The following is a 13,218-nucleotide window of genomic DNA, read 5'->3' as shown; positions in this document are numbered from 1 at the left end:
GCTCCACGTCAGTTCATCACGACGTCAACGCGTCACGACGTCAACGCGTCACGCGAGACCGGCTCGACGAGCATGCGCCGTCGCTCGCGCACCCAGACGCCCGCCCCCGCTCGGTGCTCGGCACGGGTCGAGAACCGGTAGCGGTATGCGACCACGCGCACCCACTGCGGGCGCTGCCCGTCGAACGGGTCGGACGCCAGCAGCCGCAGCGTCGGCCGGTCGGCCTCGAGCAGCCGCAGCAGCAGCACACGGAACCAGTCATCCAGCGCCCGCCCCAGCGGAAGAAACCACATCAGCCAGTCCAGACGCAGATGGTACGGCGCGAACTGTCCGGGCACGCGCGCCGGCGGCCCCGGCTTGCCTGTGAAGACGTACTCGGTCCAGGCCGCGGCATCCGGATTCTTCTCCAGCGTGCCCTCGATGACGTACTCCGTGCGCACGCGGGTCACCGTTCCGAACGCTCCGTACGCGTTGGCAAGCTGCCACCGGTTGAAGCTCGCGTTCATCAGCTGACGGTGCGCCACCAGATTGCGCGCCGGCCACCAGCTGAGCACGACATAGAGCACGAACACGACCGAGGTGACGACGATCCAATACCCGGGCACCCCGGCAGACCTGCCGCTGTCGGCCCGGATGCCGTAGCCTGCGAACGCGAGCACGATGGTCGCCCAGTTCAGCCACGCGAAGTTTCCGGTGATCACGAGCCACAGTTGGGTGGCGATGACGATGGATGCCGCGACCGCCCCGATGACCGCCGGCACAGGACCCGGCACCCAGAGGCCGACGACCGGGGCGAACAGGAACCACGGAACGATGAGCTGGGCGACATGGTTGCCGAGCACTTCGCCCTTGTGGAACCAGCGGGGGAGCAGATGCGCCTGCCGACTGAGCGGCCCCGGCATCGGCTGCGTCTCATGGTGGAAGGTCAGCGCGGTCAGGTCGCGCCATTCGCGTCCGCCGCGGATCTTGATCATGCCGGCACCGAACTCCAGCCGGAACACGAGCCACCAGAACAGCACGATCACCACGGTCGTCGGCGGCTGGTCATTCGACCCGAGGAAGGCCGCCAAGAACCCGGACTCCAGCAGCAGCATCTCCCACCCGAAGCCGTAGAAGGTCTGACCGACCGAGACGATCGACATGTAGCCGACCCACACGGCGAGAAAGCACAGCGCCGGCACCCACGGCGGACCGAGCTGGGGCAGACCCAGCACGAGGGATGCGGCCACGACGATCCCGGCGATGCACAGCACCCGCAGACGTCGGTCGGTGTAGCCCGTCCATCGGAACAGTGTCGGACGCAGCATCCCGGCCGCGCGCGAGGACGAGCGTGCCCAGGCCAGCAGCCGCGGCACCGGCAGCAGGCCGTGCTCGCCCAGCAACGCCGGGAACTGGTTCAGGCTGGAGACGAACGCGATCACATACAGCGCCGCGATGCCGCGCTGCAGCACCTCGCGGGCGAACCCGAAATCGACCGCCGCGAACCCGTCCACGGTCTCACCCGAACAGATCCGCCAGCTCGGCCGGGGTCCCCGCATCGCGCAGCGCCAGGTGGGCGGCATGCCATCCGGGCATCCCGTGCACGCCCGGTCCGGGCGGGGTCGCCGCCGAGGCGAGGTACACCCCGCGCATCGGTGTGCGCCACGGCGTGGGGGAGGTCACCGGACGACGGAACGCCTGGGCCATCGTGAACGCGCCGCCCAGGATGTCGCCGCCGACGTCGGCGGGATTGAACGATTCGCGTGCGGCCGCGGTCATGACGTGGGTGGCGATGACCCGGTCGCGCACGCCGGGCGCGAACCGTTCCAGCTGGTCGAGCACCGGCGCGGTGGGATCCAGCGTCGAGCCTGCCGGCACGTGGATGTACGCCCACAGCGTGTGAGCGCCCTTCGGCGCGCGCGTGTCGTCGAGGACGCTGGGCTGCACGACCAGGACGTAGGGGCGATCCGAGGCACGACCCGACGCGACGGCGTTCTCGCTCGCCTCGATCTCGGCCTGCGTGCCGCCCAGGTGCACGGTCGGTGAGGCCGCGACATCCGGATTCGTCCACGGCACCGGCCCGCTCAGCGCAAGATCGACCTTGGCCGCCGCCGCCCCGTAGCGGTACCGGCGCACGGCGCTGGCATAGCGGCGCGGCACGTCGGGCAGGGTGAGCGCCAGGCGCGGGGCGGTGTCCAGCAGCAGCAGGTCGCCGCCGGCGGGGTCGCCCCAGTCGAGCATCGACAGGTCCCGCACCCGGTGGCCGGCGTCGACGGTTCCGCCGTGCGCGTGCAGATCGGCCAGCAGCGCGGCCGCGATCGCGTCCGAGCCCCCGCGCGGATACGCCCATCCCGTCGAGTGCGCGTGCGCGAGCAGGTACAGCGCCGAGGCCGTGGCCGCCAGCGACGGCAGCGCGGTGTTCGCATGCGCCACAACGCCGGTGAACAGTGCCGCGGCCCGATCGGTGGTGAAGGAGGGGAACAGCGACCGGCCTGCGCGCGTGCCCAGCTGCAGCATGCGTGCGGCCAAGCGGGTGGCCACGAGAGGATGCCGAGGCACCCGCAGCAGCTGCCCCCCGGTGAACTCGGCCACCTCGTCGAGATGGCGGTTCAGCGGGCGCACGGCGGCGCGCCAGGCGCGGCCGTCCGGTCCGAGCCCCTCCACTGTGCGGTCCAGGTCCCGCCAGGCGATCGCCGCACGACCGTCGTCGAGGGGGTGGGCGAACGAGGCGTCCGGCACGATCCAGTCGATGCGGTCCAGTCCGAATGCGCGGAAGAACGGTGAGCTCAGCGCCGCCGGGTGCACGGCAGAGCACACGTCGTGGCGGAACCCCGGCTCGGTCAGCGCCAGCGTGCGCACGCCGCCGCCGGGGATGTCGGATGCCTCGACCACCCGCACCTCGTACCCGGCGCGGGCAAGGCTGACGGCGGCGGCCAGGCCGTTCGGCCCGCTGCCGACGATCGTCGCGCGTCGTGCCATGCGCCCAGTCTCGCACCGATGGCGGCCGTCGCCAGAGCACACTCACAGCGCGTTGATAGCCGCTCGACGCATGTTCGCCGCACGTTCGCCGCAGAACGCGCCATGATGGGATCACAGGATCGACCCGGGGAGGTTGCCATGGAGACGAAGGAACTTGCGGCGCCCAGCGGCATCACCGCGCGGATGGGCTGGGCGCCGGGCTCGTCGCCGACGGAGCGCATCCGGAGCCTTGCGAAGGACGCGCTCGCCGATCGACTCGACGTGGACCGCGACAACATCAATGTCGATCGCGTGGCGGTATCGCGGTTCGGTCACAATACGACGCTGCTGCCGTTCATCGGCTCACGCGAGCTGCCGGTGGTCGTGCGCACGGCCAGCGGCCGCATCGGGTCGGTCGTCGCCGTCACCGAACCCGACCGCCTCGTGGGCTTGGACATCCGCAGCCGCACGCACAACGAGGCGCTGCTGCACGAGATCCGCGCCCACTCGCATCTGTGGGGCGACAGCATGTGGGAGACCGCGAGCGACGAGAGCCTGCTGCTGCACTGGTCGCGCGTGCAGGCAGTGCGCCAGGCCGACCCCCGCGGGGTCGAGAACCGGCCCGAGCACGTCCGGCTGGATCCGCCGTTCGCGAAGGCGTGGACGCAGGACGGCAAAGACGCCTATCGGCTGTTCGACCTGTCGAACCAGGGGTTCATCGTCACTCTCGCCATCGGCGAGCCCGCCGTCGCACGGGTCTGACCGCGGCGGTCTGTCCCGACTGGTCGGGGTTGGTCCGTGCCGCCTCGGGCCGGCGCGGCGGCAGTGGGCAGGAGTGCGGCAGCGCTGGGCCGGGCTGGGCGGCGCTGGGCGGCGCTGGGCAGTACGGAGCGGTCGGGCTGTGCCCCATCGCGGCGACGCGCGTGAACCCGTGCCGGTAGGCATGGGCTGGGTGCGCAGGCAGGGTGCGCAGGCAGGGTGCGCAGGCCGCGTGCGCAGGCACGGGGCGCAGGGATGTCGGATGCCGCGGCTAGGGTCGGAGCGAAAGGGGAGGCATGCGATACATCGAGGGTGAAGCCCGCATCGTCTGGAGCGCGAGCGACGTGAAGGCCGCCGCCGAGTGCGAGTTCGCGTGGCTGCGCGCGATCGACGCGAAGGCCGGCCGCATCGCGGCGGTGGACGACCCCGAAGATGCCACTCTCGCCCGGGCCGGCCTGCTCGGCACCGAGCACGAGCGGCGGGTGCTCGCGGCGTACCGCGCGCAGTATGCCGCCGCCGTCGTCGAGATCCCCGAGACCAGATCCAGCGACGCCGAGCAGATGCAGGATGCCGTGGCCCGCACACGTGCGGCACTGGACGATCCGACGGTCCAGGTCGTCTACCAGGCGACGTTCGCGACCGATGAGTTCGTCGGCTTCGCCGACTTCCTCGTGCGCGATGACGACGGCAGCTGGATCGTGCAGGACTCCAAGCTCGCACGCCACGCACGGGTGACCGCGCTCATGCAGTTGGCGGCATATGCCGACCAGCTCGATCTGCTGGGCGTGCCGCGTGCCGCACGCGTCGAGCTGCTGCTGGGCGATGGCACGACCAGCGTGCACCAGGTCGACGACCTCATGCCGGTCTTCCGACTGCGGCGCGAGCGCCTGCGCGCGCTGGTGGCGGACCGCCGGCTGGAGCGGCCCGACGAGCCGCCGATCGCGTGGGGTGATGCCCGTGGCGAGCTCGGCGTCGTGGCGTGCGGTCGCTGCGCCACGTGCGACCTCGAGGTCATGGCGCACCGTGACCTGCTGCTGGTGGCCGGGATGCGTCCGGTCCAGCGCGAGCGGCTGCGCGGTGCCGGCATCGACACGATCGATGCGCTGGCGGCGGCATCCACCCCGCCCGAACGCATGAGCGCAGAGACGTTCGCGAACCTGCGCACGCAGGCCCGGCTGCAGCTTCAGAGTCCGGCCGGCACTCCCGTCGCCGTCGCCGGGACGGCGGCTCCCGCGATCCCCACCTACGAGGTCGTCTTCCCCAAGGCGCTGGGGGCACTGCCGCGTCCCGATCAGGGTGACATCTTCTTCGACTTCGAGGGCGACCCGCTCTACACCGAGGGCCCGGCCCGCGACTGGGGCATCGACTACCTGTTCGGCTGGGTCGACCTGCGCGAGGAGTACTCGGCGCTGTGGGCGCACACGTTCGCCGACGAGAAGGCCGCGCTCGAGCGCTTCGTCGAGATCGTGGCGACGCTGCGCCGCGCGCACCCGGGCATGCACATCTACCACTACGCGCCGTATGAGACCGCGCATCTGCTCGCGATGGCCGCGCGACACGGAGTGTGCGAGGCCGAGGTCGACACGCTGCTGCGCGAAGGGGTGTTCGTGGACCTGTATCCGATCGTGCGGCGGGCGCTGAAGGTCGGGTCGCGCTCGTACTCCATCAAGAAGCTCGAGCCGCTGTACATGGGGGAAGAGGTGCGCACCAGCGACGTGCAGCGCGGTGACGACTCGATCGTCAAGTACGTGCAGGCGCGGGCACTCGGCGACGCGGGGCAGGATGCCCAGGCACAGGAGGTGCTCGACGACCTTGCCGACTACAACCGCTACGACTGCGTGTCGACCCGCCGCCTGCGGGACTGGCTCGTCGATCGCGCCCGCGAGGTGGGGCTGGTCCCCTCCCGCGATGTGGAGCCGGTCGAGGTGGCGTACGAGCCCGCGCCGCAGGCCGATGCGTTGAGGGTGCTGGCCGTGGCGGCCGAAGCCGCTGGGGTGCCCGAAACCGACGTCCGCGCGCTGCGACTGGGTGCGGCGGCGATCGACTACTACCCGCGTGAGGCGAAGTCGTTCTGGTTCGCGCACTTCCTGCGCCTGCGTGAACCGGTCTCGGTGTGGGAGACCACGCGCGACGTGGTCGTGATCGACGCCGACCGCAGCGCGGTGACCGAGCAGTGGCATCCTGGACCGCGGTCCATCCGGCGCGTGGTGCGGCTGCGCGGCGAACTGGCCCCGGGCACCAGGCTCAGCGAAGGCTCACGCCCGTATGCCGTGTATGCGACGCCGTCGCCGTTCCCCGCGGCGGTCATGCCGCGCTGGGTGCATGTGGCGCGCGAGGTCGAGGTGCTCGAGGTGCTCGACGACGGCGCGATCGTGGCCGAGACCGCGGTGGACGGACAGACCTGGAGCGAGCTTCCCGTCGCCCTGGCCCCGTCGGCGCCGCCGCGCGCGGGCAATCAGCAGACCGCGATCGAGCAGTGGGCCGATGCCGTGGCTGCGGCCTCACCCGACTTCCCCGCCGATGCGGCTACCGACATCCTGCGCCGCCGCCCGCCGCGGCTGCGCGGGGGCGCCACCGGACTCGACACGAGCGCGCGCACAGCAGACCGCGTCGCGGGGATCACCGAGGCGCTGCGGGACGTGGATCGCAGCTACGTGGCTGTGCAGGGGCCCCCGGGCACCGGCAAGACGTTCGTCGGGTCGCATGTCATCGCCCGACTGGTGCGCGAGCAGCGGTGGAAGATCGGCGTGGTCGCGCAGTCGCACGCCGTGGTCGAGCACATGCTCGATCAGGTCGTGGCCGCGGGCGTGCCGGCAGAGCTCGTCGCCAAGGCCCGCAAGAGCGGTGATGACGCAGAGGTATCGTTCACGGCGATCCCCAAGAACGGACTGGCCCGCTTCGCCGAGGACCACGCCGAGACCGGCTTCGTCGCCGGCGGCACCGCGTGGGACTTCAGCCACCCGGGGCGGGTCGTGCGCGGCTCGCTCGATCTGCTCGTGGTCGACGAGGCGGGCCAGTTCTCGCTCGCCTCGACGGTGGCGGTCGCCGCGGCCGCGCAGCGGCTGCTGCTGCTGGGCGATCCGCAGCAGCTGCCCCAGGTGAGCCAGGGCATCCACCCCGAACCGGTGGACGCCTCGGCGCTCGGCTGGGTCATGGACGAGGCATCCGTCATCCCGCCCGCGTACGGCTTCTTCCTCGACCGGTCCTGGCGCATGCACCCCGCGGTGGCGGCCTCCGTCTCGCAGCTGTCCTATGCCGGCGAGCTCGCGTCGCAGCCGGGCACCGATGAGCGCGCGATCGCGGGCGTCGAACCGGGGGTGCATCCGGTCGCCGTGCGCCATCACGGCAATGCCACGTCATCCGATGAAGAGGCCGCCGAGGTCGTGCGCGTCGTGCGCGACCTGCTCGGCCGCGAGCTGTCGGCGTCGCCGACGCTGGACGGGCAGGATGCCGCGGCCCGCGCGCTGACGCAGTCGGACATCATCGTCGTCACCCCCTACAACGCGCAGCAGGTCGTCGTCGAACGGGCGCTGGCCGATGCCGGGTTCGGCGAGGTTCCGGTGGGGACCGTCGACAAGTTCCAGGGGCAGGAGGCCGCCGTCTCGATCGTGTCGCTGGCCGCATCCAGCGGCAGGGACGCGCCGCGCGGGCTGGAATTCCTGCTGCTGCAGAACCGGCTGAACGTCGCGATCTCGCGCGCAAAGGTCGCCGCCTACCTCGTGTATGCGCCGGGGCTTCTCGACGACCTGCCCCACACCCCCGACGGCGTCGTGCGTCTGAGCGCGTTCGCGCGCCTGGTCGGCATCCGCTGACCGGCGCGGGACATCGGGCATCGGCGAGGCGCGCCTGACACGTAGACTCGGCCCATGAGCGACGACCTGCCCCAGCAGTTCGAGATCGATCTGCCTCCCGAGATCATCCCGGGCAACTATGCAGACTTCGCGAACGTCTGGCACACCCCGACGGTGTTCGTCATGGACTTCGTGACGCTGGCCCAGCCGCCGCGCGAAGACACGAACGCCGACACGGGCGAGCGCATCGCCATCGTGCCGGCACGGGTGGTCAGCCGCATCCGGATCCCACCGGAGCAGGTGTTCGAGCTGGCCAAGGCGCTCACGCAGCAGCTGGAGTTCTGGGAGCAAGAGACCGGCAAGCGCTCTCCGTCCTGACGGTCGGCTGCCGGCGCCCGGTTCGCGAAACGCCGGTCAGACCGTGCCGTAGAGGCGATCGCCCGCGTCGCCCAGGCCCGGCACGATGTAGCCGCGTTCGTTGAGGCGCTCGTCGCGCGCACCGAGCACGAGCGTCACGTCGCGGTCACCGACCTGCTCATCGATCTTGGCGATGCCCTCGGGCGTGCCCAGCAGGCAGATGGCGGTGATGTCCTGCGCGCCGCGCTGGAAGAGGAAGTCGATCGCCGCCCCCAGCGACCCGCCGGTGGCCAGCATCGGATCCAGCACGAAGCACTGCCGGTCACTGAGGTCGGCGGGCAGCCGTTCGGCGTACGTCGTGGGCTGCAGGGTCTGCTCGTCGCGCACCATGCCCAGGAATCCGACCTCGGCGGTCGGCAGCAGCTTGACCATGCCCTCGAGCATCCCGAGCCCCGCGCGCAGGATCGGCACCACGAGCGGCCGCGGCTCGTCGATGCGCACTCCCATCGTGGTGGCCACGGGCGTCTCGATCTGCACCGGCGCCACCCGCACGCCGCGCGTCGCCTCGTAGGCGAGCAGGGTGACGAGCTCTTCGGTCAGCTGGCGGAACACCGGTGACGGAGTGCGCTGGTCACGCAGCACGGTCAGCTTGTGGGTGATCAGCGGATGGTCGGCGATGTGCACGCGCATGGATACAGATTACCGGCCGGCGCCCTACGCTCGAGACGTGGACACCGGCGGAGACTTCGACGACGCGATGCTGCACGCCCTCGCTCTGGCCCAGCAGGCGGGCGCGTCGGGCGACGTGCCGGTCGGGGCAGTCGTGTTGGATGCTGCGGGCCGGCTGATCGCGCAGGGCCGGAACGAGCGCGAGGCCACGGGAGATCCCACCGCGCACGCGGAGGTCGTCGCGCTGCGTGCGGCTGCGGCATCCTCGGGTTCGTGGAACCTCGAAGGCTGCACGCTGGTGGTCACACTGGAACCGTGTCTGATGTGCGCCGGTGCGATCCTGCAGGCGCGCGTCGGGCGCGTGGTGTTCGGTGCGTGGGATGAGAAGGCCGGCGCGGCCGGCTCCCTGTACGACGTGCTGCGGGATCGGCGCCTGCCGTACCGCGCGGAGGTCATCGGAGGCGTGCGCGAGGACGCCGCCACCGCTGTGCTGCGCGACTTCTTCGACCGGCGCCGCTGACCGGGTGGTCCAGCCGGCGCGTCTCGACTCGGTCGCGCTGCGCGCGGCCTCGCTCAACGGGCGGTGGTCACAGGTCGCGCAGGTGCGGCAGCACTTCGGCGCCCAGCAGTTCGAGGTGTGCGAGGTCGCGCAGATCCATCAGCTGGAAATACACGCGCTCAGCACCCAGGGCCTGCAGGCGCGCGACCTTCTCGACGACCTCGCCGGGCAGCCCCGCGATCACGTCGTCCGCGCGCACCGCACCGCCGTCGCGCCCGATCGCCTCGGCGCGACGCGAGAGTGCTGCTTCGTCGTCGCCGACGATGGTCGGCAGCGCGACAGACAGCTTCAGGGTCTCGGGGTCGCGTGCGGCCGCCTCGCACGCCGCGCGCACGCCGGCGAACTTCTCGGCGATGACGTCCTCGGGCTGGAACCCGATGTTGAACTCGCTCGCGAAGCGTGCGGCGATCGCCGGCGTGCGCGTCGGCCCGCCACCGCCCACGATCACCGGGACATGCGACTGCACGGGTTTGGGCAGGGCAGGCGCGTCGGCCAGCGTGTAGTGCCGTCCGGAGAAGGAATACCCGCCTTCGGCGGCCCACAGGCCGGTGATGATCTCGAGCTGTTCCTCCAGCATCCCGAATCGCTTCGCCGGGAACGGGATGCCGTAGGCGCGGTGCTCGGCTTCGAACCAGCCGGTGCCCAGTCCGAGCTCGACGCGGCCGCCGCTCATCGCGTCCACCTGCGCGGCCTGGATCGCAAGGATCGCGGGCTGGCGGTGGGTGGCAGAAGACACGAGCGTGCCCAGCCTGATGTGCGAGGTCTCCACCGCCAGGCCGGCCAGCGTCGTCCATGCGTCGGTGGGTCCGGGCAGCGGCGAACCCGCGCCCATGCGCATGTAGTGGTCGCTGCGGAAGTACCCGTCGAAGCCCAGACGTTCGGACGCCTGCGCGAATGCGCGTTGCTCGGCGTAGCTGAACCCCTGCTGCGGCTCGGTGAAGACACAGAACTCCATCAGTCCTCCGATTTCAGGATGAATGCCTCGGTCGGGGGAGCGGCATCGTCGCCGGGCCGGTAGACATCCGGTTCGACGTAGATCACCCGCGCGGCGGGCACCGCCGCGCGCACCCGCTGCTCGACCGCGTCGATGTCGCCGGCCACGGCCCGCAGCGTCCTGTCGCCGGCGAAGCCGAGCTTGGCGGCCACGAGCAGCTCGTCGGGGCCGAGGTACAGCGTCTTCAGGTGGATGACCTTCTCGATCCCGGGGCCGGATTCGATCGCGTCCACGATCGCGTCGTGGTCGCGCTTGTTGGCGCCTTCGCCGACCAGCAGGCTCTTGGTCTCGATCCCCAGAGTGATGGCCACCAGGATCAGCAGCGTGCCGATCATGAGTGTGCCGATCGCGTCGAACACCGGGTTGTGCGTGAGCCACGACAGCCCGACGCCCAGCAGCGCGAAGACCAGACCGGTCAGGGCTGCGACGTCCTCGAGCAGCACGACCGGCAGCTCCGGCGCCTTCGCGTGCCGGATGAACGCCGGCCACGACTCACCGCGCGCGCGGTGCGGTGCAGACTCGCGCACGGCGGTGCGCAGCGAGAACGACTCCAGGCAGATCGCGATGACCAGGACGAGGATCGGCACCCAGACGTTGGCCAGCTCGTGCGGATGGGTGAGCTTGTCCACTCCCTCGTAGATGGAGAACAGACCACCGACCGAGAACAGGATGATCGCCACGACGAATGCGTACACGTAGCGCTCGCGGCCGTACCCGAACGGGTGCTCCATGTCGGCGCGACGCTTGGCCTGCCGGCCGCCCCACAGCAGCAGCAGCTGGTTGCCGCTGTCGGCGACGGAGTGGATCGCTTCGGCCAGCATCGAGGCGGACCCCGAGAACAGCCATGCGATGAACTTCGCGACCGCGATGCCCAGATTCGCCAGGAACGCCGCGATGATCGCCTTGCCGCCGCCAGAAGAGCTCATGCGACGAGTCTAGAGAAAAGGCGGCGCGGGGCCTCAGTCCTCGGACTTGAGGATGATCGCCTCGGTCGGCGGTGCCGCCTCGTTGGCGGGCTTGATGTAGCCGATCGCCTGCAGCAGGGCGCGCCGGAACACTCCGGGCCGCTCGAGGTGCGGCGCGTGTCCGGCCCCCTCGATCTGGAGTTCGATGACGCCGCCGCCGGCGGCGCGGTACGCCTCGAGCACGTCGCGGGTCTGGCTGACCATCGGCTGCGGCGGTGCGACGTCGTCGCCGGGCCAGCCCGGGATGATGCCCATCTTGCCCAGCTGGTTGAGGTCGAACGACGACGCATCCGACACGATCGCGTCTGCCGTGCCGTGCACCCATAGGATCGGAGGCTTGACGACGATGTCGACGATGCTCGACACGTTGAAGTACTTCGGCGCCATCGTGTTCAGCACGCCGCGGCCACCGGGGGCGAACCCGGGCCAGGAGGTGCTGGTGACGCTGTCGCCCGGGTAGTTGTCCTCACCGGTCTTCGTGCTCAGCATCGAGGCGACCCACACGTCCTCCTGCGCTGTCGCGTACTCGGGCGAGACGTACGACGAGCGCAGGACCGAGCGCGGCGAGGTCGCGGCATCCGCCGATGTGTCACCGGCGGCGAGCCGGGCGACGAAGTCCGCGTTCGCGCCGCCGGCGCCGGTGCCGGCGTCGTCGGAGGTCAGCCGCGATCCGTCGCGGCGTGTGCCGCCGAATCCGTAGGGCGAGACCGGGGCCTGCAGCGTGAGGCTGCGCACGGGATGTTCGAGCGCGTACTGCATCACGACCCCGCCTCCCATCGACCAGCCCACCAGATGCACCGAGTTCAGGTGCAGCGCCGTCAGAGTGGCGCGCAGGTCGTCGGCGAAGTCGCGCAGACCGCGTGTCGCGTCGACCGGCGCGGTCTCGCTGTCGCCGAAGCCGCGCAGGTCCACGGCGATCGCGCGTAGGTCTCCGGGCAGGTCCTCCATGATCTCCTGCCAGAACAGCGACGACGACACATTCCCGTGCACGAACACGACCGTGCGCTCCTCGGGTGTCGCGGGGTCGTCGCCGCTGCGCTCGAGGATGTTCACCGCCAGACGCGGCGTCTTCACCATGCGTGCAACGATGCCGTCGAACAGGGTCATGGATCGGCCTCCTCAGCGTTCCCTTCCGACTATAACCGGGGCCCGTCGCCGAGGACCGTGCAGCCATAGGATGGCGGCATGCTCCCACCGATCGCGATCCTCGGCGCAGGCTCCATGGGCGGCGCCATTCTGCACGGACTCGTCGGCTCCGGCCGTGCCACGGGCCTGACCGTCACCAATCGCACCCGCGCGAAGGCGGCGAAGCTCGCCGCGGCACCCGGGGTGCGCAGCGTGGCCCTGGACGAGTCCCCGACGGGGAACGTGGATGCCGCAGCGGCGGCATCCATCGTCATCGTCGGGGTCAAGCCCCACATGGTGCCCGATCTGCTGGGTGAAATCGCGCCGGTGCTGCAGCCGGGCACGGTCGTGGTGAGCCTGGCCGCAGGGGTGACCATCGCGACGTACGAGCAGATCCTTCCGACGGGAACGCCCGTGCTGCGCTCGATGCCGAACACCCCCGCCCTCGTCGGCAAGGGTGTGACGGGGCTTTCGGCCGGAAGCGCCGTGGGCGACGCGGACCTCGCCGTCGTGCGGGAATTGTTCTCGACGGTCGGCGCGGTCATCGAGGTCCCCGAGTCGCAGATCGATGCCCTGTCGACGATCTCTGGGTCGGGGCCGGCGTACGTGTTCCTGCTCATCGAGAAGCTCACGGCCGCCGCCGTCCGCAAGGGCTTCTCGAGCGACGAGGCCCGGGCGATGGCCGAGGGCACGTTCATCGGCGCCGCGGCGCTGCTCGCGTCGAGCGGCGAGGACCCGGCCGAGCTGCGTCGGCGCGTGACGAGCCCTGCCGGCACGACCGAACGGGCCATCGCGGTGCTGCAGGACGCGGGCCTGGACGACGTGTTCGCCGCCGCGACCGACGCGGCCCTGGCCCGCGCCCGAGAACTGGCCGCCGTCGCCTGACCCGCTCCGCCCGGCGTCGCGCTCCGGCCCTCCGTCGTCGAAATCCGTGTGGTCGAAATCCGTGTGGTCGAAGTCATGTGACTTCGACGTCGACACATCGATTTGACGTCAATTCGGTGTGTCCTGGTCGAGAGCATATGATTTCGACGCCGTCCTGCCTCTCATGAAGGCACCAGG

Annotated in this window: 11 protein-coding genes; 5 read left to right on the top strand and 6 right to left on the bottom strand. The window is 70.9% G+C overall.

All coding sequences use genetic code 11. The annotated features are described in order from the left end of the window. Positions 1–32: 32 nt before the first annotated feature. Both QU603_RS12925 and QU603_RS12920 read right to left on the bottom strand, forming a co-directional pair. Positions 33–1,493, bottom strand: a complete 1,461-nt coding sequence (locus QU603_RS12925; protein ID WP_308491786.1) for a lipase maturation factor family protein — start codon at positions 1,491–1,493, stop codon at positions 33–35. 4 nt (positions 1,494–1,497) lie between these two features. After that, positions 1,498–2,958: a phytoene desaturase family protein gene (locus QU603_RS12920; protein ID WP_308491785.1), complete on the bottom strand. Its 1,461-nt coding sequence runs from the start codon at positions 2,956–2,958 to the stop codon at positions 1,498–1,500. 138 nt (positions 2,959–3,096) lie between these two features. On the opposite strand from QU603_RS12920, the gene QU603_RS12915 reads away from it, so the two are divergent. From QU603_RS12915 to QU603_RS12905, 3 genes are all read left to right on the top strand, one after another. Further along, positions 3,097–3,699 (top strand): hypothetical protein, encoded by a 603-nt coding sequence (locus tag QU603_RS12915; protein ID WP_308491784.1) that lies wholly within the window; start codon positions 3,097–3,099, stop codon positions 3,697–3,699. Positions 3,700–3,992: 293 nt separating this feature from the next. Beyond that, positions 3,993–7,508 carry a TM0106 family RecB-like putative nuclease gene (locus QU603_RS12910; RefSeq protein WP_308491783.1) on the top strand — a complete coding sequence of 1,172 codons (3,516 nt, stop codon included), beginning with the start codon at positions 3,993–3,995 and terminating at the stop codon, positions 7,506–7,508. Between the two features lie 54 nt (positions 7,509–7,562). Continuing rightward, positions 7,563–7,865 (top strand): DUF3467 domain-containing protein, encoded by a 303-nt coding sequence (locus QU603_RS12905; RefSeq protein WP_308491782.1) that lies wholly within the window; start codon positions 7,563–7,565, stop codon positions 7,863–7,865. A 36-nt stretch (positions 7,866–7,901) separates the two neighbouring features. Here the strand turns inward: QU603_RS12905 and upp are convergent, their stop codons facing one another. Further along, a complete protein-coding gene (upp, locus tag QU603_RS12900) occupies positions 7,902–8,534 on the bottom strand; it encodes a uracil phosphoribosyltransferase (RefSeq protein ID WP_308491781.1) in 633 nt (210 codons plus the stop codon). 67 nt (positions 8,535–8,601) lie between these two features. Between upp and QU603_RS12895 the strand changes: the two genes are divergently transcribed. Then, positions 8,602–9,033: a nucleoside deaminase gene (locus QU603_RS12895; protein WP_308494020.1), complete on the top strand. Its 432-nt coding sequence runs from the start codon at positions 8,602–8,604 to the stop codon at positions 9,031–9,033. 67 nt (positions 9,034–9,100) lie between these two features. On the opposite strand, the gene QU603_RS12890 is transcribed toward QU603_RS12895, so the two are convergent. The 3 genes from QU603_RS12890 to QU603_RS12880 are packed head-to-tail and all read right to left on the bottom strand — an operon-like array spanning position 9,101 to position 12,138. Continuing rightward, entirely contained in the window at positions 9,101–10,027 is a 927-nt protein-coding gene (locus QU603_RS12890; protein ID WP_308491780.1) for an LLM class F420-dependent oxidoreductase, read from the bottom strand. Further along, the gene (locus QU603_RS12885) at positions 10,027–10,992 is read right to left on the bottom strand and encodes a cation diffusion facilitator family transporter (RefSeq protein ID WP_308491779.1); all 966 of its coding nucleotides are present in this window, start codon (positions 10,990–10,992) and stop codon (positions 10,027–10,029) included. Before QU603_RS12885 ends, QU603_RS12890 begins: the two co-directional genes overlap by 1 nt. Positions 10,993–11,025: 33 nt before the next feature. Next, positions 11,026–12,138: an alpha/beta fold hydrolase gene (locus QU603_RS12880; RefSeq protein WP_308491778.1), complete on the bottom strand. Its 1,113-nt coding sequence runs from the start codon at positions 12,136–12,138 to the stop codon at positions 11,026–11,028. 78 nt (positions 12,139–12,216) lie between these two features. Here QU603_RS12880 and proC point away from each other — a divergent pair, with 78 nt between their 5' ends. After that, positions 12,217–13,041, top strand: a complete 825-nt coding sequence (gene proC / locus QU603_RS12875) for a pyrroline-5-carboxylate reductase (RefSeq protein ID WP_308491777.1) — start codon at positions 12,217–12,219, stop codon at positions 13,039–13,041. Positions 13,042–13,218: the final 177 nt, after the last annotated feature.

Origin of the sequence: Microbacterium terrisoli, assembly GCF_030866805.1 — a bacterium.
GTDB classification, from domain to species: domain Bacteria; phylum Actinomycetota; class Actinomycetes; order Actinomycetales; family Microbacteriaceae; genus Microbacterium; species Microbacterium terrisoli.
The sequence above is the reverse complement of the archived record's forward strand: the minus strand, read 5'-3'. Positions and strand labels throughout refer to the sequence as shown.

What these genes read in the sequence shown, in the direction of transcription:
- QU603_RS12915 (WP_308491784.1), top strand. Translation starts at nt 3,097, where the DNA reads ATGGAGACGAAGGAACTTGCGGCGCCCAGCGGCATCACCGCGCGGATG.
- QU603_RS12885 (WP_308491779.1), bottom strand. Translation starts at nt 10,992, where the DNA reads ATGAGCTCTTCTGGCGGCGGCAAGGCGATCATCGCGGCGTTCCTGGCG.
- QU603_RS12905 (WP_308491782.1), top strand. Translation starts at nt 7,563, where the DNA reads ATGAGCGACGACCTGCCCCAGCAGTTCGAGATCGATCTGCCTCCCGAG.
- QU603_RS12920 (WP_308491785.1), bottom strand. Translation starts at nt 2,958, where the DNA reads ATGGCACGACGCGCGACGATCGTCGGCAGCGGGCCGAACGGCCTGGCC.
- QU603_RS12910 (WP_308491783.1), top strand. Translation starts at nt 3,993, where the DNA reads ATGCGATACATCGAGGGTGAAGCCCGCATCGTCTGGAGCGCGAGCGAC.
- upp (WP_308491781.1), bottom strand. Translation starts at nt 8,534, where the DNA reads ATGCGCGTGCACATCGCCGACCATCCGCTGATCACCCACAAGCTGACC.
- QU603_RS12890 (WP_308491780.1), bottom strand. Translation starts at nt 10,027, where the DNA reads ATGGAGTTCTGTGTCTTCACCGAGCCGCAGCAGGGGTTCAGCTACGCC.
- proC (WP_308491777.1), top strand. Translation starts at nt 12,217, where the DNA reads ATGCTCCCACCGATCGCGATCCTCGGCGCAGGCTCCATGGGCGGCGCC.
- QU603_RS12895 (WP_308494020.1), top strand. Translation starts at nt 8,602, where the DNA reads ATGCTGCACGCCCTCGCTCTGGCCCAGCAGGCGGGCGCGTCGGGCGAC.
- QU603_RS12880 (WP_308491778.1), bottom strand. Translation starts at nt 12,138, where the DNA reads ATGACCCTGTTCGACGGCATCGTTGCACGCATGGTGAAGACGCCGCGT.